The 23,456-nt window shown below is 70.2% G+C and carries 22 protein-coding genes; 14 read left to right on the top strand and 8 right to left on the bottom strand.

Going from position 1 to position 23,456, the window contains the following annotated elements; genetic code table 11:
- Positions 1 to 122: 122 nt before the first annotated feature.
- The 3 genes from ACFU5O_RS32500 to ACFU5O_RS32510 all read right to left on the bottom strand — a co-directional run bounded on the left by ACFU5O_RS32500 (position 123) and on the right by ACFU5O_RS32510 (position 3,316).
- Complete coding sequence (locus ACFU5O_RS32500; RefSeq protein ID WP_384245876.1) at positions 123 to 1,490, bottom strand: ankyrin repeat domain-containing protein; 1,368 nt, start codon at positions 1,488 to 1,490, stop codon at positions 123 to 125.
- Positions 1,469 to 1,681, bottom strand: coding sequence for a hypothetical protein (locus ACFU5O_RS32505; protein WP_384245878.1), 213 nt, complete (start codon positions 1,679 to 1,681; stop codon positions 1,469 to 1,471). The genes ACFU5O_RS32500 and ACFU5O_RS32505 overlap by 22 nt, the downstream gene beginning before the upstream one ends.
- Positions 1,682 to 2,284: 603 nt before the next feature.
- Positions 2,285 to 3,316, bottom strand: coding sequence for a hypothetical protein (locus ACFU5O_RS32510; protein WP_384245879.1), 1,032 nt, complete (start codon positions 3,314 to 3,316; stop codon positions 2,285 to 2,287).
- 1,275 nt (positions 3,317 to 4,591) lie between these two features.
- On the opposite strand from ACFU5O_RS32510, the gene ACFU5O_RS32515 reads away from it, so the two are divergent.
- Entirely contained in the window at positions 4,592 to 5,278 is a 687-nt protein-coding gene (locus tag ACFU5O_RS32515; protein ID WP_384245880.1) for a hypothetical protein, read from the top strand.
- Between the two features lie 48 nt (positions 5,279 to 5,326).
- Complete coding sequence (locus ACFU5O_RS32520; protein ID WP_384245881.1) at positions 5,327 to 5,740, top strand: hypothetical protein; 414 nt, start codon at positions 5,327 to 5,329, stop codon at positions 5,738 to 5,740.
- Positions 5,741 to 6,119: 379 nt separating this feature from the next.
- Here the strand turns inward: ACFU5O_RS32520 and ACFU5O_RS32525 are convergent, their stop codons facing one another.
- Positions 6,120 to 6,470, bottom strand: coding sequence for an ankyrin repeat domain-containing protein (locus tag ACFU5O_RS32525; RefSeq protein ID WP_384245883.1), 351 nt, complete (start codon positions 6,468 to 6,470; stop codon positions 6,120 to 6,122).
- An 84-nt stretch (positions 6,471 to 6,554) separates the two neighbouring features.
- Here ACFU5O_RS32525 and tap point away from each other — a divergent pair, with 84 nt between their 5' ends.
- From tap to ACFU5O_RS32545, 4 genes are all read left to right on the top strand, one after another.
- On the top strand, positions 6,555 to 8,723 hold the full coding sequence (gene tap, locus ACFU5O_RS32530; protein WP_384245884.1) for a telomere-associated protein Tap: 2,169 nt from the start codon (positions 6,555 to 6,557) through the stop codon (positions 8,721 to 8,723).
- A 3-nt stretch (positions 8,724 to 8,726) separates the two neighbouring features.
- Entirely contained in the window at positions 8,727 to 9,281 is a 555-nt protein-coding gene (gene tpg / locus ACFU5O_RS32535; RefSeq protein ID WP_384245886.1) for a telomere-protecting terminal protein Tpg, read from the top strand.
- Between the two features lie 237 nt (positions 9,282 to 9,518).
- Positions 9,519 to 10,004 (top strand): VOC family protein, encoded by a 486-nt coding sequence (locus ACFU5O_RS32540; protein WP_384245887.1) that lies wholly within the window; start codon positions 9,519 to 9,521, stop codon positions 10,002 to 10,004.
- Positions 10,005 to 10,636: 632 nt separating this feature from the next.
- Complete coding sequence (locus ACFU5O_RS32545; protein WP_384245888.1) at positions 10,637 to 10,990, top strand: stage V sporulation protein S; 354 nt, start codon at positions 10,637 to 10,639, stop codon at positions 10,988 to 10,990.
- Between the two features lie 601 nt (positions 10,991 to 11,591).
- Here the strand turns inward: ACFU5O_RS32545 and ACFU5O_RS32550 are convergent.
- The 3 genes from ACFU5O_RS32550 to ACFU5O_RS32560 are packed head-to-tail and all read right to left on the bottom strand — an operon-like array spanning position 11,592 to position 13,100.
- Positions 11,592 to 12,122 carry an ATP-binding protein gene (locus ACFU5O_RS32550; RefSeq protein ID WP_384245890.1) on the bottom strand — a complete coding sequence of 177 codons (531 nt, stop codon included), beginning with the start codon at positions 12,120 to 12,122 and terminating at the stop codon, positions 11,592 to 11,594.
- Positions 12,085 to 12,618, bottom strand: a complete 534-nt coding sequence (locus tag ACFU5O_RS32555; protein WP_384245892.1) for a recombinase family protein — start codon at positions 12,616 to 12,618, stop codon at positions 12,085 to 12,087. The genes ACFU5O_RS32550 and ACFU5O_RS32555 overlap by 38 nt, the downstream gene beginning before the upstream one ends.
- Positions 12,558 to 13,100 (bottom strand): SRPBCC family protein, encoded by a 543-nt coding sequence (locus ACFU5O_RS32560; protein WP_384245893.1) that lies wholly within the window; start codon positions 13,098 to 13,100, stop codon positions 12,558 to 12,560. The genes ACFU5O_RS32555 and ACFU5O_RS32560 overlap by 61 nt, the downstream gene beginning before the upstream one ends.
- A 133-nt stretch (positions 13,101 to 13,233) precedes the next feature.
- Between ACFU5O_RS32560 and ACFU5O_RS32565 the strand changes: the two genes are divergently transcribed.
- The 7 genes from ACFU5O_RS32565 to ACFU5O_RS32595 all read left to right on the top strand — a co-directional run bounded on the left by ACFU5O_RS32565 (position 13,234) and on the right by ACFU5O_RS32595 (position 21,631).
- Positions 13,234 to 14,118 (top strand): helix-turn-helix domain-containing protein, encoded by an 885-nt coding sequence (locus ACFU5O_RS32565; RefSeq protein ID WP_384245895.1) that lies wholly within the window; start codon positions 13,234 to 13,236, stop codon positions 14,116 to 14,118.
- Between the two features lie 124 nt (positions 14,119 to 14,242).
- Positions 14,243 to 15,211 (top strand): hypothetical protein, encoded by a 969-nt coding sequence (locus tag ACFU5O_RS32570; protein WP_384245897.1) that lies wholly within the window; start codon positions 14,243 to 14,245, stop codon positions 15,209 to 15,211.
- Between the two features lie 119 nt (positions 15,212 to 15,330).
- Complete coding sequence (locus tag ACFU5O_RS32575; protein ID WP_384245898.1) at positions 15,331 to 15,816, top strand: carboxylesterase family protein; 486 nt, start codon at positions 15,331 to 15,333, stop codon at positions 15,814 to 15,816.
- Positions 15,817 to 16,709: 893 nt separating this feature from the next.
- Complete coding sequence (locus tag ACFU5O_RS32580) at positions 16,710 to 17,834, top strand: bifunctional DNA primase/polymerase (protein ID WP_384245899.1); 1,125 nt, start codon at positions 16,710 to 16,712, stop codon at positions 17,832 to 17,834.
- Positions 17,831 to 19,333 (top strand): phage/plasmid primase, P4 family, encoded by a 1,503-nt coding sequence (locus tag ACFU5O_RS32585; protein WP_384245901.1) that lies wholly within the window; start codon positions 17,831 to 17,833, stop codon positions 19,331 to 19,333. The genes ACFU5O_RS32580 and ACFU5O_RS32585 overlap by 4 nt, the downstream gene beginning before the upstream one ends.
- Positions 19,330 to 19,731 carry a DUF6009 family protein gene (locus ACFU5O_RS32590; protein WP_384245902.1) on the top strand — a complete coding sequence of 134 codons (402 nt, stop codon included), beginning with the start codon at positions 19,330 to 19,332 and terminating at the stop codon, positions 19,729 to 19,731. The genes ACFU5O_RS32585 and ACFU5O_RS32590 overlap by 4 nt, the downstream gene beginning before the upstream one ends.
- Before the next feature lie 400 nt (positions 19,732 to 20,131).
- Positions 20,132 to 21,631 (top strand): FAD-dependent monooxygenase, encoded by a 1,500-nt coding sequence (locus ACFU5O_RS32595; protein ID WP_384245903.1) that lies wholly within the window; start codon positions 20,132 to 20,134, stop codon positions 21,629 to 21,631.
- A 65-nt stretch (positions 21,632 to 21,696) separates the two neighbouring features.
- On the opposite strand, the gene ACFU5O_RS32600 is transcribed toward ACFU5O_RS32595, so the two are convergent.
- Entirely contained in the window at positions 21,697 to 22,359 is a 663-nt protein-coding gene (locus tag ACFU5O_RS32600) for a ScbR family autoregulator-binding transcription factor (RefSeq protein WP_384245904.1), read from the bottom strand.
- Positions 22,360 to 22,588: 229 nt separating this feature from the next.
- On the opposite strand from ACFU5O_RS32600, the gene ACFU5O_RS32605 reads away from it, so the two are divergent.
- Positions 22,589 to 23,455: an NAD(P)H-binding protein gene (locus tag ACFU5O_RS32605; RefSeq protein WP_384245906.1), complete on the top strand. Its 867-nt coding sequence runs from the start codon at positions 22,589 to 22,591 to the stop codon at positions 23,453 to 23,455.
- Position 23,456 lies beyond the last annotated feature (1 nt).

Below are 23,456 nucleotides of genomic sequence, written 5' to 3' on the forward strand. Positions count from 1 at the left end.
CGTGGCATCCATGCACCTGTGGCATCTGTGACGCAGCATTTGCTGCGCGGGTCTCATCGGCGAGCAGCGCCGCGCCGGCGGCGAGATCCCGTGAGGAAGTCAGGTCTCCCAGCATGGGGCAGTCACTGTTCGGCGGCGGCGGAAGGGTTCTCGCGGTCCCACTTCCATCTCCGGAACGCGGAGAGCCGGTGGTCGTGCTCGAAGCCGGGGCGGGGGAGCGGGCCTACCCGTTCGATCGCCTGCCCGGTGCGCGGGTCGTCCCGCCGAAAGAGACCGTAGGCGGCGTTGAGCCGCGTCACGAGGTCGTCCTCGTCGAGCAAGGCCACGAGGGCGTCGGCGACGGCCGCTGTACGGTCGGCGCCGTCCGCGACTGCCTCCGCGGTGCACGCGCGCACATCGGCCACCGGATCCCGGAGCAGCCCGACGATGAGGTCCGTGAACTCGGAGCTGCCGTCGTGAGCCGCGATCAGCGCCCCGCCGGCCCCGGCACGCACGCCCCGGTCCTCGTCCCCGGCGAGCACCAGCAGGGCGGCCCGGGCCGCCGCGCCGAGGGGAGGGCGAGGGGTGTCCCAGCCGAGCAGGATGTCGGGGACCCGGGCGCGGACGCGCGGGTCAGGGTGACCGGCGTGCCGCAGTCCCACGGCCTCCGATTCCCGGTGCCCCGTCTCGCTCAGGACGCGGAGCACCTCGGCGAGGACGCCGGGGTCTTCCTCCCCCTCGGTAGCCCAGGCGACGAGCAGTTCCGCCGTGTCCTCCTCGTAGGAGTTCCGCCGGCTCGACGGGCACATCAGGTACCAGTGGAGGACCTCGAGGACGAAGCGACGGTGCTCGGGGTCCGGGTCGTGGCGGTACGCCGTGACGGCCGACCACGTCTCCTTGCTGCGGCGTTCGCTGAGGACCCACCGGGCGGACGACCAGTCGACATGGTCCGGATCGCCGTGCGCCACGGCCCTGGCCACCAGCTCGTCCACGGGCGTCAGGATGCGGAAGGCCCACTCCAGGTCTGTGAGGATCGCGCCGTGCCCGGCGCGGACCGTGAGGCCGCCGAGCGTCAGCCGCGTCACATGGTGGTACTCGTCGTCCATCACCCGGGCCTGGCGCGCGGGGCCGGATGCGCCCGTCCTGCACCGGAGTTCGCCCTCCGCGCCCCTCTCGTACCAGTGCCGGGCCAGGGCGAGCAGCCGCTCCCGTTCGGCCTCCGGGAGGCGCAGCCGGGGCTCCCGGCCCAGCACAGCGTCCGCCACCGCTGGAGAGCCGCCGTCGACTGCCCGTACCAGCGGAGTCGTTCCGTCCAACAGCCTCCGGTCCGGATCCGCGCCGCCCTCGACCAGCGCGCCCGCGACGGCAGCGTCATGGGCGGCGACCGCCAGGCACAGCACCGGCAAGCCGTCGTCCGTGACCGTGTCCGGGGCCGCTCCCGCCTCCAGCAGCGCGGCCACGGCCTCCGCATCCCCCCGCCGGACCGCCGCTACGAGCTCTGTACCGTCCACATTCCGCCGCACCCCCGCCTCGTACTGGATCGTCGGCCCATCCAGCAGGCCCGCAGCCCTGTCTCGAGCGCCGCCTCTTCGACCTGCTCCTGCCGGTCGGCGAGCAGATGCGCCTGGCCCAGGTGAGGATAGTCGGCGGCGTCCAGCACATCGCCGGCGAACGAGAGCCCGGCGGCGGGCCCCGCCCGCAAGGAACCGGGAGTGCACGAGGAGCGCAACTGGACGAGGGGCGGCTCACCGCCTACGTGGCGAAACAGGCCCTGACGAGCGCCGTGCCATCCGCCTGCGGCAGCAGTTCACGGTCGGCTCGAAGCGGCCGTGCGGTGGACAGACTGACGTGGCATCAGCTCCTGAATTCCGCCCGGCCTGGTTGCGAGAGTGCGGGCCGGGTGGACCGGCCTGCTGAGGCCGGGCCTGCGCCTGGGGAAGGCCACGGCACAGGTACGGATCGGCCGTCGGCCGGCTCCGCGGCCTGCCGGAGCTACCGGAGAGCGAGGAGTGGCCGGGAGCCCCGGGTCCTGGAAGCCGCACCTTCGCGCCGGCGCCGGGCGGCAGCAGCCCAGCAGGCCGGATACCTGGGGCTGACTGAGGCGCATAGCGTCGGGCGGCCTCACACATCGCCCCCGCGGCTCTGCCCGCCGGGCGGGCGGCGGGTCTTCTGATCTTCTGACAGCGTGGTGGTCAGGAAGGTGCCCGGACGGATCAGTGCGAGGGCGAGCGACGCCGACCACGTTTCGGGGCAGCACCGGCGGCGGCGTGTTTGCGCCTTCGCTTCCGCCGTCCCGACGTGCCTCTCACTGGATGTTCCAGCGGTGCGGGTGCGCGGCATCTGCCGGGCAGGCGAAGATGTTCAGCTCGCCGGCGCGGCCCACGATCACCTTGGTCGGGGTGGCGTATCGATACGTGGGGAGCTCGCGGTCCTCGAAGGGGATCCAGCTGCCGCTTCCGCCGTCCCACTCCGAGCTGTCGATGGTCAGGAGCAGGTGCATCGGGCTCGCGCAGGCGCGGCAGTCCATGGGGGCCGGGTCGGTCAGGTGCCAGGACGCGAAGCCGCCTGCGCGCCAGCCTGGTGGGATGGACAGGTCGTACTGGTAGGCGGGCGGAGCGGCCGCGTTGTCGTCCCCGGCCTCTTCGAACGCTTCCTCCAGGGCGTCCTCCCATGCGTGGATCCGGGCGCACAGGTCCTCCGGCAACAGGCTGGCGAACGGGTACGTGGCGACCTGTTCGGGGTGGAGCACACACGGCTCGGCCAGATATCCGTCGAAGCCGACGACCTCCGGCTGCGGGGGAGTGGTCATGAGGTCGGTGACCTCGCAGGACCGGCGCCAGCGCAGGTCGAGGGACATGCCGTAACCCGTTGTGCCGTGCCGGTCGAAGGGGCACCAGAAGATCTGGAGGAGGTCGCAGCCGTCCGGACCGGCCGCCAGGTCGGGGACGTCCCGCCGGTACAGCTGGGCGACGCCGATCATCGGCAGCGGGTCGGTGTCGGCAACCCCGGCGACGCGGTGCTCCCGGTCGAGCTCCTGCAGGAGGTGCCGCTCGTCCTCCGTGGGGCCCGAGGCCGGGTTCCGGGCCCAGGAGGCATCCAGGACCTGCCGCCGCCGGTGGATGTCAGCGGGGCGCCCGCCGAGCTCACGCCCGTGAGGCTCGGTGCACACCGGCCAGGACTCGTCCACCGGCCACAGCAGGGGCCCGCCCACGGAACTGTCGGACACGTCCGGGGCTCCCGGTCGCGGGTGCAGCCGGGTCGTGGTGCCACGGTGTGCGGTCAGTTCGGGGAAGAGCGCCTCCACGTCGAGCGGACGCGGCGGTGTGGTCCTGGTCATGCGCGCGACCCTATGCACCCGTCGCCGGCGACAGCGCACCAGGGCCGTTGAGCAACCTGCGTGCGTCCGTGCAGGTTGCCGTCGAGGATGAACTGCGGCTTCTCGCGCCGGAGGTGGGGACGTCCGGGGAGCTGCCCGGCCTGTCCACACCTGAAGTTCGGGTCTCGTCCTGAACCTCGCCTTTCGCGCTGGTGACCTGGACCCATCACAACGACCCCACCACGGCAGGGCTTTCGCGCTCCGGAGCGGTCCTGTCTTCCCGGTACGACCGGCTGGGCGGCGGCAGTTCGATGCGGGCGGCCAACGCGTTGCGAGGAGCTGCGGGCTCTCCGCCAGAGACGTCGTTGCAGTGGACCCGCACTACCGGCGGCACTTCCTCTTGTCAGTCGTCCAAGTGCGGACCGTTGCCAGGGGCGCTGCCCCTGGACCCCGCCGGGGCCAGCCCCGGACCCCGCCAGCGCCCAGGCCGCGCTGGACCGGCCTTGCTGAGGGGCTACGCGCCCCTCAGACTCCCGCGCCAGCGCCCTGGATGCGCTGGACCATCCCTCCCCGCATGCCCTGCGCTGCCTCCTGACGTCGGCCGCGCACCAGTCGGGCGCTGGGCGCCCTCCTTGGGCAAGCGGGCCTGGAGCACGTGTATCGCCAACTCATGCACCGCCTGCAGCAAGCCAAGCAGGCCGTACGACATCAGCAGGTCGTGACAGCTGATCGTCCTGTGCTGATGCATCAGTTGGGCCCGCGCCAGGGGCTGCTTGAACGGTTCAGGCAGTCAAGCAGCCTGCGAGCAGGCTTCAGTGGTGAGGAGCCACAGGCCCGGATGTACCGGTGTCTTCTTTACAAGAGGCGCGCGCCGGCATAGCGGCTTTGACCTGCAGGTATGCGTGAGTCGTGTTGTCCCCGGGAGCACATTTCGGGGGGCGAGATGTATACCTGGCCGACACGTTTGCCCTCATGGATCAAGCAGTGGTTGATTTTTGTTTCGGTGGGCTGCCGGTTCCAACGTTGCAGGTCAGCCGCGCGCGTACAGCCCGGCGACCGCTCCTGCCGGTGACAGCGAGAGCGTGGAGATGTGTCGCAATACCGACACCGGAACTCAAGCAGGAGTTGATTTCTTGAGCCTTGGGGCACATCGGATCAAGCAGGAGTTGATTTTTCACTGTGGCGGTGCCACCAGCGTGCGCGTGGGCGCCTCTTCGGCGCGCCGGTGCGTCAAAAGACAAGCCCTGCTTGATTTTTCGGATAGTGTCGGGACCGCCTGAGTATCGAGGAGGTCATGTGACATCAGATCCACCCGCCCGGCGACGACCGGGCGGGCCACGCATCGTGCCGTCCAACCCGTCGGGTGACGCCGCGTTCGACGACATCCTGAGCATCCTCGGAAGGCAGCTCGGCGATGCCGCGCATGCCGAAGATCCCCGGGGCCGCCGTAAGCTCAAGGGAGTCACCTTCGAGTACGAGAACGACGCGCGTGCCGTACACAACATGGCGGGCAACGCCGGTTACAGCCTTGCCAGCAACTGGTTCACGCAGCTGCTCGCCCAGCTGGCCGTGGCCAACTCCATCACCAAGTCACAGCTGTGCGTCTTCCTGTTCGTCGCCGGCGGCCAGGTCCCCGGCACCGGGATCGCCCAGTACACCCAGCAGGAGATCACCGATGGGCTGAACCGGCTTGCCGCCCAGAAGAAGGACGCCAAGCAGATCACCCGTTCCACCGTCAATCGAGCCATCAAGGCCTTGTGCGGCTACAAGTGGGTGGAGCAGGTGGGAAACGGGAAAGTCCGCCTCAACCCGACACTGTGGTTCCAGGGCAACAGCACGGCTCAGCACGAGGTCCTCGCGGAGATCGCCGACGAGCACCTCCACGACCCCGCCGCCTTCCCGTACAACATCGGCCCCGAGCAACCGCACCAGGAGGAATTCGACTTTGGCCAGGACGACGCGTACGGCAGGCGCACCGGGTGATACAGGGGGTACACCTGTCAGCGAAGACCGGACACAGGAGGGACACTGATGGCTGAGGTCATGTCGCCGCTCGTCTCCGAGCGCATCTGGGCGCTGCCCGTCTCCGGCTCGGCGGTCAAGTTCCTGCAGTACTTGATCTTCCGCTCGGACTTCGGGGGGCAGCTCCCCGTACGCCAGAAGGACATGGCGCGCGAGTACCAGATCACCCCGCAGGCCGTCAGCAACCTCATGGCGCCGCTGTGCGACCTCAACATCGTGCTGCGCCCCCGGAACGAAGGGCGGCAAGGCAACAGCTACCGCCTGCACCCTCTGGTGGCCAAGTACGAAAGCCACGCGGACATGGAAGCGGCGTTCAGGCACACGCTGAAGAGCATCCAGGCCGGCGATCTTCCGAACCTCAAGCTTCCGTCGTACGCGTCCGTTCCGCCGCCGGAGGGACACCCCAAGCTGCAGGTGGCCTAGCGTCCAAAAACAGAGGCCCCGCCAGTGACTGGCGGGGCCTCTGTGCCTGAGTAAGAAGGTTCAGTCGGCACTATACCCGTCGACGGCCCACTCCATCACCCGGCATGGTGCGAATGGGCAGCGGCCCATGGCCAACGGTTCGCTACCGATGCCACTCTCGGCCGCCACGCCGCCGATACTCCGCGGCCTGCCGGACGGGTGGCGGAGCGCCGGCACGGCTCACGGCACAGGTGCGGCAGGCGCGGCCTGTTCGGCCGAACGGCCGAGCTGCTGTCGGCCTCCGCATCGCAGGCCATCCCCGGCGCGGAGCTCGCGGGTGCGGGACAGCACAGCTCGCCGATCGTCTGTGCCGGTACCCCGGGCTCGGGCGTTTGTGTTGCTACGCCCGGCTGTTGCTTCCCGTGTTCTCCGGCTCGAAGGCGGCACGCATGGGCGGGCCCGTGACAGCCGCCGCACCCGCGGCCCGTGGAGCGCCGATGATGCGCTCGTACTTCCGGATCGGCGCTCCGGCCGCGATGAGCAGGCGGACGACCTCGCGATGTCCTTCACGTGCCGCGAGGTCCGGCGCCGTACGCCCCTCACTGTTCGCTGTGTCCACCACGACACCCTGCCCCAGCAGCCGGGCCACCAGGGACGCGTCGCCCTCCTCCGCCGCCTGCACCAGTTCGTCCGCCATGGTCGACAACCGGCGTTCCTGCCGGGCGGCCACGGACTTCTGCTCTCCTTCCACAAGCAGAGGCTAAATCCAGGCATAAGGAAGGGGGAAATCCAGAGCTAAAAACTGGTAGGGTCCCAGAGCGAGGTGAAGTGAAGTATGCCGACCCAGGAAGAGCTGTTCGCAGCGGTGGACGCGCTGTTGGAGGGCGAACCGCAACTGCCGTCGCCCGACGAGAGGGCCCGTCTGCGTGAGGCCGCGGGCATCACCCAGGCTCGCCTGGCGCAGGCGCTGAAATCAACGACGCAGACCGTGAAGAACTGGGAGAACGGCCGGTCCGAGCCGCGCCCGCCGCGTCTGCAGGCGTACCTGCGGCTCCTGGAGGGCTGGGCGGAGAAGTACCCGCTCGAGCCCGGCAACGGGCCTGGGTCCGGGCCCGAGCCGCGACCCGGAGCGGAACTCCGTGACGGGGCCGGGCCCGAGGCCGTCACCGAGCCCCGAGCCGCGGCCGTTGCCGAGACGTTCACCGCCCCCGCCGAGCCGACCCCGGCCAGGACCGACGCCGCGCCCGCCGCCGCTGCCCCCGTGGACGAGCCGGAGCCTGCCCCCGCCCGCCGCCAGGCGTCCCGGCGCCCCGCGCGGCAGCCGGCCCCGGCCGAGCCGCCCGTCGACCCGCGCTTCCCCCACGGCCCGCTCGCCGTGCTGGACGGGGACGGCCAGGCGTACTGCACAGGCGGCGTCGTGCTGGAGTGCCCTGCCACGACCGTCCCGCAACTGGTCGAGTGGACGCTGCGCGAGTCCGGGATCGGAGCAGCGCGCCTGCACCGCAACGGCAAGGACGCCGATCCGCTGATCGTGCTGACCGAGGCCGCGGCCGTACGACTGGGGCTCCCGGCACGGCTGGAGGGCTTCGAGGCCCGCCGCTCGCTCCGGCTCGAGGAAGACCACCCGGTCGTCAAGCAGGTCGCCCGCGCGAAGTGGAAGCTGACCCAGCGGGGCTTCGGCCCGTGGGCCCGGATCTACCGCCCGGCCAAGGCCGGCCGGCGGCAGTGCGTGCAACTGGCGATCCTGCCCTGGGACGCGCTGGACATCCGGGCCTGGGGCGGCGCCGGCGACCTGCCGCCGGCGGAACTCGCCCGGACTCTCGGCGTGTACGCCACCCGCGTCCTCACCCCGCGCGGTTCCACCGCCGTCTCCGGCCTGGAGCTGATGACCGCGATGCGCCCACCGACCCGGGCCGTGAAGGACGACAGCACCGGCGAGTGGGTCCAGGGCCACAACCCCGGCTCCCTCGGTACGGAACCGACCGACCCGGCACCGCCGGAGGCCCCCGTCGAGCACCCCGTCGCCCAGGGCTGGACCGGCGGCTTCCTCGACGAAGAGGCGTACCAGTGGGTGCGCGACCCGCAGCTGCTGTCCGACCAGGAGTGCCTGCTGCCCTGGGCCGTCGGCATCGACATCAACACCGCGTTCCTTGCCGCCGCCGCGCGCCTCGCCGTCGGCATCGGCGGACCCCGCCACGTCGAACGCCCCGTGTTCGACAAGAGGATCCCCGGCAGCTGGCTGGTGGACCTCTCCCACGTCGAGCTGGACCCCCGCCTCCCCAGCCCGTTCACACCGGACGGGCGGCGCCCCGAGGGGCCGGCCTGGTACGCCACGCCCACCGTGGCGTACGCGCAGGAGCTCGGCTACGACGTCGCCCCGGTCGAGGCGTACCTGCGCCGCGAGACAGGCGCGTACCTTGACCCCTGGCACGACCGCCTCAAGGACGCCTACGTCGAGACCATGGCCGACCTGGGCGTCACCAAGGACCTCGACGAGCACGCGTTCCTCGCCGCCATGGAGCAGCACAAGCAGGCCGACCCGGGGATGGCCGCCGTACTGTCGGCGATCAAGTCCACGGTGAAGGGCGGCATCGGCAAGCTGCGCGAGCGCCCGCAGGGCCGCCGTTACCGGGACGGCGAGCGCTGGCCCGCACTGGAGCGCCCGACCTGGCGGCCCGACATCCGGGCGGCGGTCATCTCCAAGGCCCGGGTGAACATGCACCGCAAGATGCTCAACACGGCGAAGGCGAGCGGCCGGTACCCGCTCGCGGTGCTCTCGGACTGCGTCGTCTACGCCTCACCCGGCCCCTCGCCGCTGGACTTCCTGCCCCGCACCGGCGACGACAAGCCGCTGCCCGGTACCTTCCGTCTCGGCCCCACACCCGGTCTGGCCAAGCTGGAAGGCGTCCAGGAGACGGCGTGGGCCGTGGACCTGATGGAGAAGGGCATGAACCCCGCCCGCCACATCAAGGGCGGCGACGCCGTCATGGACGAAGGGGAGTAGCCCATGACGGACATCCACGAGGCCCTGGAGCGCGCGGACCGCGAGACCTTCACCCGCGAGCCGCCGAAGTCCGTCCAGGCACGTGTGAGATTCCTGCTGGGCAAGCTCAGGACGACCAGGGCCGTGGCCGGCCTGCTCGGGGTCACCCAGCGCTCGGTGGAGCGCTACCTCAGGGGCGAGCGGAAGAACCCGCCGAAGGCCATCGCCGACCGGATCGACGCCGAAGTCCGCAGCCGCTGGCAGCCGCAGGTCCGCAAGCGGCGCCGCCGGGAGGCCGCCACCAGCACCGGAATCACCGTGGAGACCCGCGCCAGGTTCGGCTACACCGCCCCGATCGGCTCGACCGACGACGGGCGGATGCGGCGGTTGACCGTGCACCTCCCGCCGGAGTACGCGAACCGTCTCTTCGAGGCCCAGCAGCAGGGGGCCGGCGACCGGCAGTTGCGCGGCATCGTCGCCGAGGGACTGCAGGAGGTCTACTTCAAGGACGACGGACGCCGCGCCGACAACCTCGAAGTCGAATTCACCGACATCGACTACATCGATGTGTCCTTCTGACGTGCCGCGGACTGCCTGAGACCCGGCAGTGCGACTGAGCCAAAGCACCGTGGTTGTCACAAAAGCAGGCTTGTTGTCACCAAGATCGCTGACGTACGCACGCGCTGACGGGCAGGTGCCCTGCAAGCGGGCACCTGCAGCGGTCACATCGCCGCTTGACCTGAACCAAACTTGAGCTTCTAGGTTCGTTCCAGAGCCGCAGGAACTGACCAGCGGTGCCTTTCAAGGAGGTTCGCCATGGCCGAGCGCACAGCCCACATCGAGATTCCCGACCGTTACCGCTATGCCGTGATCCCGCACATCATGGTCGACGACGCCGCCGCAGCGATCGATTTCTACCAGCGGGCCTTCGGCGCCCGTGAGGACTTCAGGATCGATGCTCCTGGCGGCGGGATTCTGCACGCCGAGATCACCATCGGACGGTCGGCGCTGATGTTGGGCGACGCCAGCGTGGACGAGGCTGAGGCCGGCTCCTTCACCGCGCCGACCTCGCTCGGCGGAGGCACGTCCGTCACGCTGCACGTTTTTGTGCCGGACGTCGACAGCCTGGCGGAGCGCGCAGAGGCTGCCGGCGCAGAGATCCTCCAGCCGCCGAAAGACATGTTTCACGGTGACCGCACCGTCATCCTCAAGGACCCTTCGGGTCACATGTGGGTATTTCTGACCCACGTGGAAGATGTCTCGGAAGAGGAGCTTCGGCGCCGCCTGGCCGCCGCCGGGTGACCGGTCGCGGTGCGCGCGCTGACCGGACCGAGTAGCTGGAACGCTGCGCAGTTCAGAGGTGCGGCGGGTCGGAGCGGCTGGTGACAGCAACCTTGCTTCCCGTGCTGTTGGTGACATGAAGCGTGCTGATCTGGTGACAACTACCGTGCCTCGCCGCCCTGAACCCCCAGGTCAGCGGCTGCCATTGGTGACAACTAGCGTGCTTCGGCTCATTCGACTGAGCCGAAGCACGATAGTTGTCACATAGGCAGGCTTGTTGTCACTGTGGCTGAGTCGGCGAGCGTTCACTTGGCCAGTTGAGCGCTGGCGCCGGTTGAGGCGGCCGGGAACTGTCGGTGGCTGGTGGCAGGATCGCCGGTATGGTCTTCGTACGTACTACTCCGCCGCGGCCGGTCGACGTCACCGCAGTCTTTCCTGAGCTGGCTCCGTTGGCGCGAGCTGCAGTTCGGGTCGGCCAGGAACGATGTCGCCGACGCCTACGTGCTGGCCCGCATCGCCGACGCGCTGGCCACCCCCGAGCCTCCGGAGCTGAAGTTCCAGCAGGAAGTTCTCAACACCGTGCGCGACGTCCGCCGCGACTCCTGCAACATCGACTCTAATGCAGGGAGCAATTATCGTGCAGACTCAGTCGGATGCTGTCTCCGAGAAGGAGCTCCGCGTCAAGTCGACAACGCCTCCGCCGGAACTGGGCTCCGTCATTGCGGCATGCCGTTAAGTCCAGGAACCAGGTCGTACTCAAGGCCGTCGGCGCCGGCGCCATCAACCAGGCCGTGAAGGCTATCCCCATCGCCCAGAGCTTCGACAGCTCTTTCGGAACGAAGCTGGTCAAGGAGATCACCTTTTCCGGAGCACGACTCCTGAGGGCGAGATCCTCGGCAGCGCGATTCGCGCCATGGGCACACGAAATACCGGCTGAAAATTCCGGGAACCTAAACTCCCTCCATCAGGCCAGCTCAATACTGACTCGCACACCACTCACGTTCTGACTCCCTGGGCCACGCACGCCGCGCGGAGGAAGAACATGTCCCACTGGACGCCCCCGAACAAGGGCAAGACGAGCACCCGCGGCCGCTGTCCACGGGCCAGTTCCTGACCATGGGCAACGAGCTGCACCAGACGCGCTGGACTCGCCCCGCGGCCGGCCCAGACGCCAGCCACCAGGGCTGTCCAAGAGTGACGACAACTCCTATGGCCGCAACACCCACCGCCCGCACCGCACCAGGCAGATCGGGCGGCCGGTGGAGCGTTGGAGCCGGTGACACCTAGGGTGCTTCGCGCGACGTCGGTGACAGGTGGCGCGCTGACCTGGTGACAACCGCCGTGCTTTGCCGCCATCGAAGCCGCAGGTCAGCAGCCACCGCCGGTGACAACTGTCCTGCTTCGGCTCAGCGACTGAGCGCTCCGGCCGGTGGGTGGGCGCTGCGGTCCGCGGTTGAGCCCTCTGGCCGACGACGTGCGCTCAGACATCGATGAGGGCCAGGGGCGCACATGCCTGGTGCCAGTGCTGTGTCCCGGGCAGGTCATACCTGGCGCCCCGAGAGGCGGGCAGTCCCCGGATCACGCGTCCACATGGGGTCCGGCGTCGCTTCAGCCGACGTTCCGGTCATCGACCTCAACGGCCAGACCTGGCCATGCCTCGGCTGGTCGAACCAGCTCGTCCGTCGGCAACTCGCTCGTCGCACGCAGGGGCTCGTCCGGGCGGAAGTGGACGACCGTCCCGGTCGTGCCGTCGTCAGCGATGCGTTCCAGACCGGTGACGGGAACGCCATGTGCGTAGCGCTGAGTCCAGGATCCGTTGGGGCGGCGGTTGGTATGGATGAGCCATTCACTGAGGGCTGCAACCACGGACATGCCTCGACGCGGATGACCATCAGGGAGCAGTTGGGCCTCGGGGAAGTCGAAGAACCGCAGGTCTTTCGTGGCCATGACCGGCTTCTTCACGACCTGGCCGTGGTCGTCGAAGCGGGTGTCGGTACCTCGCCCGTCGTCCGCTACGGATACCGAGCCGTCGGGGTGGAGGGTGACGGTACAGCGTCCCCCGTTGTTGCACTCCGCCTCGTCGGCCGCATAGGCGAGGACCTCAAGGACCAGGTGCGCAGTACCGCCAGGAGCGAACACGGCGGCATTCCGCCGGATGCTTCCGAGGTGATCGAGGTCCACGGCGCCGGCCCAGTCGTGCGTCGTGTTCCGCCAGGAAGTCCTTGATGTATCCACCGGCAAAGTATCCACCCCGGCGGGCCGGGCAGGGCCGGGCAGGGCAGGGCGAGTCGAGCGTCAGGTCTTCGCGGCGGTCTTCTTCGGTGGTGGCGACGATCAGCTCCCGCCGAAGCTCGGCGAGTACGCGGAGCATGCCGAACATGGCCCGGCCTTCGACGGTTTCGGTGCCGATGCCGTGCTCGATGATGTGCAGCCCCACTCCGCGGTCCCGCAGTTCGGGGCCGAGGGTCACCAGGTGCAGGACGGAGCGGGAGAGCCTGTCGAGTCGGGTGATCTTCAAGGTGTCGGCAGACGTTCGTCTTCCGACACTGAACGTCGGCCTGTCGCAACAGCGGATCAGCTGGAGGTCCGGCATGGGCTGCGGGTGGTGTCGGGGTGGCGTTCTTCGGCGATCCATCGTGCGAGGGAGGCCAGTGTGGTTTCGGCGCTGTCCGCCATGTAGTCGCGCAGTGTGTCGAGGTCGCTGCGGGTGGTGCCCAGCACCGGGTCGAGGCGCAGGAGTTGCCAGGACTGCTGGACGACGGTTCCGCGTCCTTGAGGTTGGAAGGTCCAGCTCCATCGCACGATGCCGTCCTCGGCGCCGCCGACGACGAAGGTGAAGGCGGTGCCGGGGTCGGCCCGCACGATCTGGGAGCGAGTGGTCCACTGCTTGCCGGCCCTGTGGTTGCGGCCGCTGAACCAGGCGCCGACTCGGGGTCCGGCATCCTGGTCGAAGGCGACGTCGGTGGCGTCGGGGCTCCACCGGCGGATCGCGGACACGTCGCTGACCAGGTCGTAGACCCGTGTGGGGGCGGCGTCGACCCATGCGCGCCTGGTGAAGGCGAAATCCGCTGCGTCCAGGGTCTCGAAGGGTTCGTGTTCGCGGGTTGCGGTGCTCAAAGCGTCCTCCTGGATGAGTGCGGGATGCGGTGAGGCCCAGCTCATCGCTGCTCGGGCCGGGGAGCCAGACCCGCTGGTGCCTATCCTCGGCAGGGAGAGGCTGTGCGTTGCGGGTCGACCCATACTCGGAGCCATGAACGGGAAATCACAGCTCGGGGACTTCCTGCAGACGCGGCGCTCCCAGCTGCGACCCGACGAGGTCGGGGTGCCCACCTACGGGGAGCGCCGGCGTGTACCGGGTCTTCGCCGTGAGGAGCTGGCGCTGCTGGCGGGGGTGAGCGCCTCCTACTACACCCGGTTGGAACAGGGGCACTCGCTCAACGCCTCGCCGGAGGTGCTGGACGCGATTGCCCGGGCCCTGCGGCTGGACGGGTCCGAGCGCCGGCACCTGCACGACCTGGCCCGATCGGCCAAGCCCCGCAGCCGGCGGCGCCCCGCGCCGGAGCGCTTGACGGAGCCCACCGCCCAACTGCTGGACGCGCTCGGGAACGTCCCCGCGATCGTGATCGGCCGGCGCAGTGACGTCCTGGCATGGAACCGACTGGGCCACGCGCTGTTCGCCGGACACCTAGACCCCGGTGCCCCGGACGTACCGGCGGAGCGCCCCAACATGGCCAGGCTGGTGTTCCTCGACGCCCATACCCGCGACCTGTACGCGGACTGGCCGAGCAAGGCCGGGGCGGTGGTGGGGAATCTGCGCCTGGTGGCGGGCAAGTACCCGCAGGACGCCGCACTGCACACGCTGCTGGGTGAGCTGAGCGCGAAGAGTGTGGACTTCGCGTCCATGTGGGCCGATCACCGGGTCAAGGCCTGCGCGGTCGCCGACTACGAGATGCGGCACCCGCTGGTCGGTTCACTGACCGTCATGCAGCAGACCCTGAGTCAGGGGCCGGGCCCCGGTGTCGTGGTCGCCACCACCGCGGCGGGCTCACCCGCGCGAGCCGCCCTGGATCTCCTCGCCCAGGCCATCACCCAGGCCGCCCCTGCCCGTTCGGACAGCCGGCTCAGCACCGGCTGACCCCACACACCGTCCCTCCCTCCGGTTGACCCGCACCTGCGCGTGCTGATCCCGGCCGGGCATCCATCCACCCTCATGCGTCGGCGTGTCGCTGCCGCATGCCCGAAAGCAGTGAAGGAACCCCGTGTTCACCAAGCTCTCCAAGGCCGCCGTGTCGGCCGCTGTCCTGGCCGCCGCCGCGGTCGCGTCGGCCGCTCCGGTCCCGGCATCCGCCGTCTCGCCACCGCTCGGCCACGTGCGTACCGCCGTACACTTCGACCTGGCCAAGGGCCGGACGCCGGAAAACATCGCGCCGGCCCCGGACGGCACCGCGTACGTCACGTTCGCCAAGGCCCGCCAGGTCGGTGCGGTCTCCCGCGGCGGCAGCGTACGGATCCTGGCCACCTTGCCCGAACCCGCCGACGGCGGCGTCCACACCCCGGCCCTGGGCTTCCCGCTGACCACCGGCATCGTCCGCGCCCACGACGGCACCCTGTACTTCCTCTACGCCACCGGCACCGCGGACCTGACCGGCGTATGGCGCCTGCGCCCGGGCGGCCGACCGCAGCGCATCGCCGCACTGCCCGCCGCCGGTCTGCCCAACGGCCTGGCCCTGGACGCCCGCACCCGCACTCTGTACGTCACCGACTCCGCCCTCGGCACTGTCTGGCGCGTGCCCACCTCCGGCGGCACCGCCAGCGCCTGGTCCACCGACCCGGCGCTGGCCCCCGCCGGATTCCTCGGCGCCAACGGGCTGAAGATCCACAACGGGGCGGTCTGGGCCACCAACCTCGACAAGGGCACCGTCTTCCGCATCCCGATCCTCGCCGACGGGTGCGCCGGAACCGCCCGGGTCGCCGCCACCGGTCTGACCGGGATCGACGACTTCGCTTTCACAGGCCACGGCGACGACCAGATCATCGCCGCCCTCAACACCGTCAACCAGGTCGCCCTGATCCGGCCCGACGGCACCCACACCACCGTCCTGACCGCCGCCGACGGCCTCCAGGGCCCGACCTCCATCGCGCTGCGCGGCGACACCGTCTACGTCATGAGCGCCGCCTACCTCACCGCGAAGGACCCCAACCTCATCCTCGCCCACCTCAACGACTGAGCCTCGCTCAGCACGGCGCCCGTAAGCGCACACCGGCCGGGGAGCACACCGGCTCCCCGGCCCGGCACCGACCGACCCGCACCTAACTGGGGCTCCTGACCGCCTCCACCCCCGCCGACGTGAACGCCACCGCCGCCCGCATCCACCACGCCCCCGCCGGCCTCGTCGCGGCCTACCGCGCCCGGCACCCGCAGGCCACCGACGGCGAGCTGCGCTCCGCCATCCTGGGCGACGCGCTGTTCGGCAACGGCACCCGCCGCCTCGCCGACGTGAACGCCACCGCCACCGCCACAAGCGGTGCGTGCACATACGCCTACGAGTTCGCCTGGCGCTCAAACGCCCTGCACGGACAACTGGGCGCCACCCACACCACCCACCTGCCACAGCTCCACGGACCCCACGGACCCCACGCACTGCTGGGAACCGGCATCCCACCCGCAGACCTGGCACGGCGGATGCACGCGGCCTGGACCTCCTTCGCCCGCATCGGCGACCCCGGCTGGGACAAGTACGACACCGAGCGGCGCGCCACCATGCGGATCGCCGAGGACTGGACCCTCACCTACGACCCCCGCGCCGCAGAACGCCAGGCCTGGCACCACTGACCGGCGGGACTTCCGGACCGGTGCGGGCCCCGGTCAAGCGCCGGTCGCGGCCGCACGCTCCGTCTCGCGAGCGCGCTGACCGGGGATGGTCACCGTGGACAGGTCGAGGCGGATGTCCATGTCGGGTCGGAACGTGCCGTACGGGCTGAGTCGCGGAAGCCCGAGGGGTACATCCTGATCGCTCGGGCACGCCAGGCGGCCAGCACTCGACCACCTCTTCCGGCGACCACTCCTGCCGCACGCCAGCCCCTCCCTCGCCAAGCCCTCACGATCACAGTGAGGAGTCCGGGGCCTGGGAGAGAGGCAGCGACCCAAGCGACCGGGGCCCTGGACAGGCGGACAAGGACGGGCCGGTTCCGCGGCCGGTCGCTTGGGTCGCTGCCGCGCGACTGCAGGTATGCCTCAGAGCGCCCTCAGAACCGCTTGAGTCGCCGACGCCGGTTCAGTCGCTGCTCTGTTGCCCGCCGTCAGCCGGGCAACAGAGCAGCGACTGAGGAAAAGCGACCAAGAGGCGTCTCCGTCGCTGCATAGTCGCTGGCAAACCTGCAGGTCAGAGTGGGTGGAGCAGCGATGCAGCGACTGAAGCGACTCTAGGTCGGGGTATATCAAGACATTGGCGTGTGCGCGTGTGCGTCATATATAGAAGGCTTCAGTCGCTTCAGTCGCTGTTTCGGGTTGTGCATGGTCCCTGACCTGCTTCTTTCCTGTGGAGCTCCAGTAGCTGCCGAACTGCCCCGGGTAGCTGGGCGCATTAACTCGGTCGCTGAGGGCGGGGGATCGTCCCATCATCGAAACGAGCCACCCTCAGCCACCTCAAGTGCCCGCCCCGTCACTCTGGTTTCGCTAATCTGTGTTCATCATTGAGTCGCTTCGGTCGCTGATGGGGGTTGTGCATGGCTCATGAGCTGCGGGTTTCGCGCCGCGACTCAATGCAGCCTGCCTCCGTGCGGCCGGTCGTTCCACGGTCGTTGGCGACGGCCGGATGGTGTGCCCGCCAGGGCTGGCCCGTCCACCCGCTGGCTCCCGGGCGCAAGACGCCCGCAGGCAACTGCGCGGCATGCCGGGCCCCGGGGCACACCCGCGAGGGATGCGAGTGCGTCGACGCCGGTCGCTGGTGCCACGGTTTCCACGCCGCCACGCTCGACCCCGCCCGGATCGACGCCTGGTGGGGGAGCACCCCCGAGCTCGGGGTGGGGGTCGCCTGCGGCCCGGCAGGGCTCGTCGTCATCGATGTCGACGCCCATCAACAGGGGTTGCCCGACCGGGACCGTCTGCTGCCGGGCATCCCCGTGCCCGCCGGCGTCGACCTGGGCGGGCTCACCAACGGCTTTCACACGCTTGCCGTGCTCGCCGCTCTGCGCGGTGTCACGAGCCCGGCCGACGACGTCGCCACCATGCGCGTACGGACGCCGTCCGGGGGCCTGCACGTCTGGTACCGGGCCGGCCAGGGCCACCGCTGGCAGTGCTCCGCCGGCTCGAGCAACGGCCGTGCGCTGGCCTGGCAGGTGGACGTACGGGCGCACGGCGGCTACATCGTCGCTCCCGGCACCGTCACGGGCGCGGGCACGTATGCGCCCGTGGGTTCCGTGCGGGAGGCGGCGCCGCTGCCCGACTGGCTGGCGCAGGAGCTGGAGCGCACCGGACATCTGCAACCGGCCGCCGGGCACCCCCAAGTGCCCGCCCCGCGGCCTGTGCCGCCCCGCGCGCGGCAGGCGGTCGCCGCGGCCGGGGGAGGCCGTCAGAAGGCCGCCGGTGCCCTCGGCACGGTGCTTGCCGAGGTCGTCGGCTGCGCCGCCGTTCCCGAAGGAGCCGCTTTCTCCGAGAAACTCAACCGGGCCGCCTACACGGCAGGGGGAATGGTGGCTGCGGGGCATCTCACCGAGGCCGACGCCGCGAAGATCCTCGAAGAGGCGGCGGAAGAGGCGCGCCCAGGGCAGGAGCGGCGCTACGCCCCGATCATCCGCAGCGGCCTGAGGGCAGGTTCCCTGCGTCCCCTGTCCTTCGGGAGCCGTCCGTGACCACTCATGAGGACGACACTCTCTTCGACTTCGACGCCCGCGCCGTCGCCGCGCAGATCCTTGCCCAGGCCCCGGTGCAGCTTCCGCCCCAGGGCGGTGAGGCCGCTGTTGCGGCCACCGAGCAGGGCCTGCTTCCCGACACCCTCACCGACCGTGGCAACGCCAAGCTGTTCGTCCGGCTGTACGCCAACGACTACCGGCACATCCCGGGCCTCGGCTGGTACCGCTGGGACCGTACCCGCTGGCAGATCGACGAGGACGACACGGTGATGTGGGCCGCCGGCGACCTGGCGGAGAGCATCGCCACCACCGACCAGCGCGGGGTGTACACCAGCACGGCGCTGCAGCAGCACCGCCGCCGCGCCCTGAGCACCAGCGGTATGAACGCGATGCTCACGCAGGCCAGGTCCGCGCCCGGCATGGTCCTCAGCGCGGCCCTCCTGGACGCCGATCCCTACGTCCTGTGCACCCCGGCCGGCATCGTCGACCTGCGCACCGGGGCGATCCGCATGCCCGACCCGAACAAGGACTTCCACTCCCGGGCCACCTCACTGGCACCGCGGCCGATGCCGACGCCGCGCTGGAACAGGTTCCTCACCGACACGCTGGGGGAGGGACCCGAAGGCGCGGAGATGATCGACTTCCTGCACCTGCTGCTCGGCTACTCCGTCACCGGGGACGTCGGGGGCCAGGTCATGCCGTTCCTGTTCGGCTCCGGCAAGAACGGCAAGTCGGTGCTCCTGGACGTCCTGATGAAGATCCTGGGCGACTACGCGGACGCCGCGCCGCCCGGGTTCCTCATGTCCCGCCCCTACGAAGGCCACCCGACCGACCTGGCCGAACTGCACGGCCGCCGCGTCATCGTGTGCAGCGAGGTCAAACCGGGCGACAAGTTCGACGAGGCCCGCGTCAAGCTGCTCACCGGCGGCGACCGCATCAAGGCCCGCCGGATGCGGCAGGACTTCTTCAGTTTCGAACCCACCCACAAACTGTGGCTGCTCGGCAACCACCGCCCCGAAGTCGGCGCGGGCGGTTTCGCGTTCTGGCGCCGTATGCGGCTGATCCCGTTCGAACGTGTCGTCTCCGACGAGAGGAAGATCGACAACCTCGCGGACATCCTGGTGACCGAGGAGGGCCCCGGCATCCTCAACTGGCTGATCGACGGCGCCCGTCGCTACCTGCGCGGCGAGAAGAACCTCACGGGGCCCGAGCGGGTCCGCATCGCCACCACCGCGTACGCGGAGACGGAGGACCACACCGGCCGTTTCCTCGGTGAGGCGTGTGTGCTGGACCCGGACCTGAGGGCGGAACAGGCACAGCTCTACGCCGCCTACAGGACCTGGTGCCAGAATGAGGGCGCTCCTGCCATCTCCTCCCGTGCCTTCGCGGCCCGGGTGCGCGAGACGGTGGGGCTGGCTTCGCCCAAGGAGATGATCCTGTCCAACCAGCGGAAGTACTACCCGGGGATCGGACTGCTCGCCGACGAGGAGGCAGCATGAGTGCCCTCATCGCAGAGGACGAGATCGCCCACGAAGCCGAACTCGTCTGGCTCGAGGACCCCAGCAACCTGGACTACGTACGACAGAGCCTCGACCGGCTGCCCACCCGGCGCGGCAAACCTGCCTACCGCCGTGACGGACGCATGGTCGGCTACGCCCTGCTCGGACCGGCGGCCAAGCCCTCCCGTTCCTCCGGTACCTTCCGCCGGCGGGTCTTCTGGCTGCTGCCGCACGACCGGGACACCGATCCCGGTGGCCTGTACTCCAGTGGGGCTCCCGCCGAGGCCGTCGACCCGCGCACGCTGGCCCCGGGCAGCAAGGGACGCAAGACCCAGCGCTCCGAAGGCGGGCCGCCCTCCCTGGCGATGCGGGAACTGGGCATAGATCTGCCGCTGTAGAGGACCCCTCCGCCGAAGGGGGAGAACCGGCGGAAGGCGGCCCCCCGCGGTGACGGACGTACGGCGCGCTCCCGGTCCTGCGCCGGACCAGGGATCGGAGCGGGCCGCTCCGTGCGGGAGATGCGGTCCGGAGGCGTGCCCTTCAACGGCGTGACGGCCTCCCGTCCCGAGCTGCCGCCCTGTTCCTGCCGCCCTGTTCCTGCCGACCCCCTGCCCCCATGGTCCGTAAGAGCGTTGAGCGAGAACCGTCCAACCGGTATATTTTTCGGGCCGAACAGGCGATGAGCGATCGCACGGGGCCGCGGAGCCGCGCGGGCAGTACGCCGGTTCTCTCGGCACTGCAGATCACCCTCGTGGCGCGCACGGGAGGGGATTTCGGTGCCGGGAGGGGGAGGCGGGAATGGGTGTTCCGTGCCATGCGCAGGTGCTCGTGGTCGGGGGAGGGCCGGTCGGCATGCTCGTCGCGGCGGAACTGGCGGGCCGGGGAGTCGACACGCTGGTCCTCGAGCGCGAGGCCGCCACGTCGGAAAGGCCCAAGGCGACCACCCTGCACGCCCGGACGGCGCAGTGCCTCGCCCGGCGCGGCTACCTCTTCGGTCCGCGGCGCAGGGCCTCGGGTGACGCCGTCACCATGCCCTTCCACTTCGCGGGGATGACCGGTCTGTCGATCACCGCTCCGGCCGCGGAGCCCGACCCGATCATCAAGGTGGCCCAGGTGGAGGTGGAGCGCCTGTTCGAGGCACGGGCGCTGGCCGCCGGAGCGCGGGTGCTCCGCGGACGCCGGGTGACGGACGTGCAGGCCGCCCGGGAGGGCGTCCGGGTGGTGGCCACGGCCACGGGCGGACGGGAGACGTTCACCGCCGACTATCTGGTGGGCGCCGACGGTGCCCGCAGCACGGTGCGCGAACAGGCGGGATTCGTCTCCGACACGCACCCGGCGACCGTATCCGCGATCATGGGCGTCGTCCGGCTCGGCGACCGTGACGCGGTTCGCGAGGGCTGGCACCGTACGCCCCGCGGCTGGATCGTGGCCAAGGACGGTCCTGACGGCACCACCCACCTGCGGACGCTCATCTGCGACCGCCCTCCGGCCGACAGACGTCTTCCCCCCACCGTGGAGGAGTTCAGCAGGGAGGCGTCGCGGATCGCCGCACGCCATGTCGGGATGTCAGCCCCCCGCTGGCTCAGCCGGTTCAGCGACTTCACGCGGCTGGTGCGTGCCTACCGGGCGGACAGGGTCTTCCTGGCGGGAGACGCGGCACATGTGCACTTCCCCATCGGGGGCCAGGGACTGAGCACGGGACTGCTCGACGCCCTCAACCTCGGCTGGAAACTCGCCCTGGCGGTGCGGGGCCGCGCGGGCGAGGGGCTCCTCGACACCTATGACAGCGAGCGCAGACCGGCGGCGCAGCGGGTCATCGACAACACCAGGGCCCAAGTGGCCCTGATGCGCCCCGATCCGGTGCTCGATCCGGTACGGACACTGCTCGGAGGCATGCTCACGTCCGAGGGTGTCAACGACTGTCTCAGCGCGATGATCAGCGGGCAGGAGACGGTGATCGCGCCTTTCGCGGAGCATTCGTCCCCTTGGGATGGAACGTTTCTGCCGAACGCGGTCCTCAGCACACCGCAGGGCCCGACGGGAGTGACCGAGCTGCTGCAGGAGGGAAGACCGCTTCTGCTCGTGCAAGGGGACCAGGGGAGCGGGTACGCACGGGAGGCCCGTGGCTGGAGCGATGTCCTGCGCGTGGTCCACTGCGTTCCCACGGGTGCGCTGCCGTGCGCCGCGCTCCTCGTCCGCCCCGACGGCTACATCGGCTGGGCGTCGGACGGAGGGACCATGGACACGGCGCTGACGGCTTACTTCGGTGGTGCGCGGAGGATCGCTCCGGCTGTCTGACCGGAGTACCGGACGGGTGGCCTCTGCGCTGCCGCTCCTGCGGCGGCACCGAGGCCACCCGCTCTTCAGCCCCGGACCGCGGTGGCTTCCTCCTCGGCCGCCAGCTCCGCGAAGACCTTGGCTCCCCGCGAGGGCGAGACGTCCACCGATGCGAGTACGGAGGCGAGCACCACGTTGGGAAGCAGATGGCGGAGCATGGCGCCGACCCGCTCCGTCAGATCCTTGTAACCGCTGACGGCCTGGGACATCGCCTGGATGCCGGCGAAGCAGCCCACCAGCACCTCGGCGGTCTCCGTGCAGGCGACGTGGGGGAGGAGCTCGCCGCGTGCCTGGGCCTCGTCCAGCAGCTGCGTCACGACGTCGCCCCACCGCAGGAACGGCCCGCTGCGATCGAGGTCCTGAGCCTGCTGGTCCAGGGACAGCCGTACCCCTGCGCGGACCATGGGGTCGGTCCCCAGCCGGTGGGCGTGCAGCATCACCACGTCCACGAGTTCCTGTGCCTTGGTGGGGCGTCCCGGGACGACCAGGCGCTGGTCCTGTTCGCTGAGGACTCCTTGTGCCAGGTCCTCCTTGGACGGGAAGTGGAAGTAGAGCGCTCCCTTGGTCATCCCGGCGGTCGCGAGGATCTCCGTGATCGTTGCTGCCTGGTATCCGCGTTCCTCGAACACCTTGGCAGCCGCCGACAGAATCGCCTGTCGTGTACGAATGGCTCGGTCCTGCTTGGCCACTCTCCACCTCCACCCCATGGTTGACGGTTTGCTCACCAGCAGTCGAAAAAAACCGCCAAGTTTGTATCTTACAGTCCTGGGTCAAGGAGGTCGACGTGTTGATGGGGAGATGCGGTGACGACACCGTGAGGCCGCCGAACGCCCCGGGGGTGCACGGACATTGCCGGATCCGGACCGGGCCGGACGAGGGGCGGGCAGGGTGCCTGACGCCGAGCGAAAGGAAGAGCGAATGATTCTCGTGACCGGATCGACCGGCACGGTGGGGAGGGAACTGGTGCGCCGTCTTCCTGACGGCATCCCGGTGCGACTCATGACCAGGAGCCCGGAGCGTGTGACGACGATGACGCCCGCCGCCGAGACCGTCGGCGCGGACTTCACCGACGACGGTTCTCTGGCCCGGGCGCTTCAGGGCGTGCGGAAGGTCTTCCTCGTCACTGCACGGGTCGGTGCCGACGACGACGCCCGATTCCTCCGGCTCGCGCGCGAGGCGGGCGTCCGCCACGTGGTCAAGCTGTCCGCCGCCGCCGTGGCGGACGGGGCGGCGGACGACCTGATCACCCGCTGGCAGCGTGACAACGAGGAACTGCTGCGCCGCTCCGGCATGGAGTGGACGATGCTGCGCCCCCGTGCCTTCACGTCCAACTCACTGTCCTGGGCCGCCTCCGTGCGTTCCGAGGGTGTCGTTCGCGCGCTGTACGGCTCCTCGCTCAACGCGTGTGTCGATCCCCGGGACATCGCGGCCGTGGCCGTCAGCGCCCTCACCGGGGACGGCCACGAGGGCCGGGTGCACACACTGACCGGCCCGGAGGCGATCAGCGCCGTCCAGCAGACGGCCCAGCTGGCCGCGGTGCTGGGGCAGCCGCTGCGCTTCGAGGAACTCGGGCCGCAGGAGGCGGAGGCCGCGCTGCGGCGCCGCTGGCCCGCGGAGATCGCGGAGGCGCTGATGAGCAGTGCGCGGCGGCAGCGGGACGGAGCCAAGGCCGCGGTGGCGGACACGGTCCGTGCCGTGACGGGCCGCCCGGCGCGGAGCTTCCGCACATGGGCGGCAGATCATGCGGCGGCCTTCGCTCCTCCCGCGAAGGCCGCCGAGGGCTGAC

It is taken from the genome of Streptomyces sp. NPDC057445 (assembly GCF_042802855.1).
GTDB lineage: Bacteria > Actinomycetota > Actinomycetes > Streptomycetales > Streptomycetaceae > Streptomyces.

Bases quoted from the DNA above. Each gene is read 5' to 3' on its own strand.
- ACFU5O_RS32510 (WP_384245879.1), bottom strand. From the start codon at position 3,316: ATGACCAGGACCACACCGCCGCGTCCGCTCGACGTGGAGGCGCTCTTC.
- ACFU5O_RS32520 (WP_384245881.1), top strand. From the start codon at position 5,327: ATGGCTGAGGTCATGTCGCCGCTCGTCTCCGAGCGCATCTGGGCGCTG.
- tap (WP_384245884.1), top strand. From the start codon at position 6,555: ATGCCGACCCAGGAAGAGCTGTTCGCAGCGGTGGACGCGCTGTTGGAG.
- tpg (WP_384245886.1), top strand. From the start codon at position 8,727: ATGACGGACATCCACGAGGCCCTGGAGCGCGCGGACCGCGAGACCTTC.
- ACFU5O_RS32540 (WP_384245887.1), top strand. From the start codon at position 9,519: ATGGCCGAGCGCACAGCCCACATCGAGATTCCCGACCGTTACCGCTAT.
- ACFU5O_RS32545 (WP_384245888.1), top strand. From the start codon at position 10,637: ATGCTGTCTCCGAGAAGGAGCTCCGCGTCAAGTCGACAACGCCTCCGC.
- ACFU5O_RS32555 (WP_384245892.1), bottom strand. From the start codon at position 12,618: ATGGATCGCCGAAGAACGCCACCCCGACACCACCCGCAGCCCATGCCG.
- ACFU5O_RS32565 (WP_384245895.1), top strand. From the start codon at position 13,234: ATGAACGGGAAATCACAGCTCGGGGACTTCCTGCAGACGCGGCGCTCC.
- ACFU5O_RS32580 (WP_384245899.1), top strand. From the start codon at position 16,710: ATGGCTCATGAGCTGCGGGTTTCGCGCCGCGACTCAATGCAGCCTGCC.
- ACFU5O_RS32590 (WP_384245902.1), top strand. From the start codon at position 19,330: ATGAGTGCCCTCATCGCAGAGGACGAGATCGCCCACGAAGCCGAACTC.
- ACFU5O_RS32595 (WP_384245903.1), top strand. From the start codon at position 20,132: ATGGGTGTTCCGTGCCATGCGCAGGTGCTCGTGGTCGGGGGAGGGCCG.
- ACFU5O_RS32605 (WP_384245906.1), top strand. From the start codon at position 22,589: ATGATTCTCGTGACCGGATCGACCGGCACGGTGGGGAGGGAACTGGTG.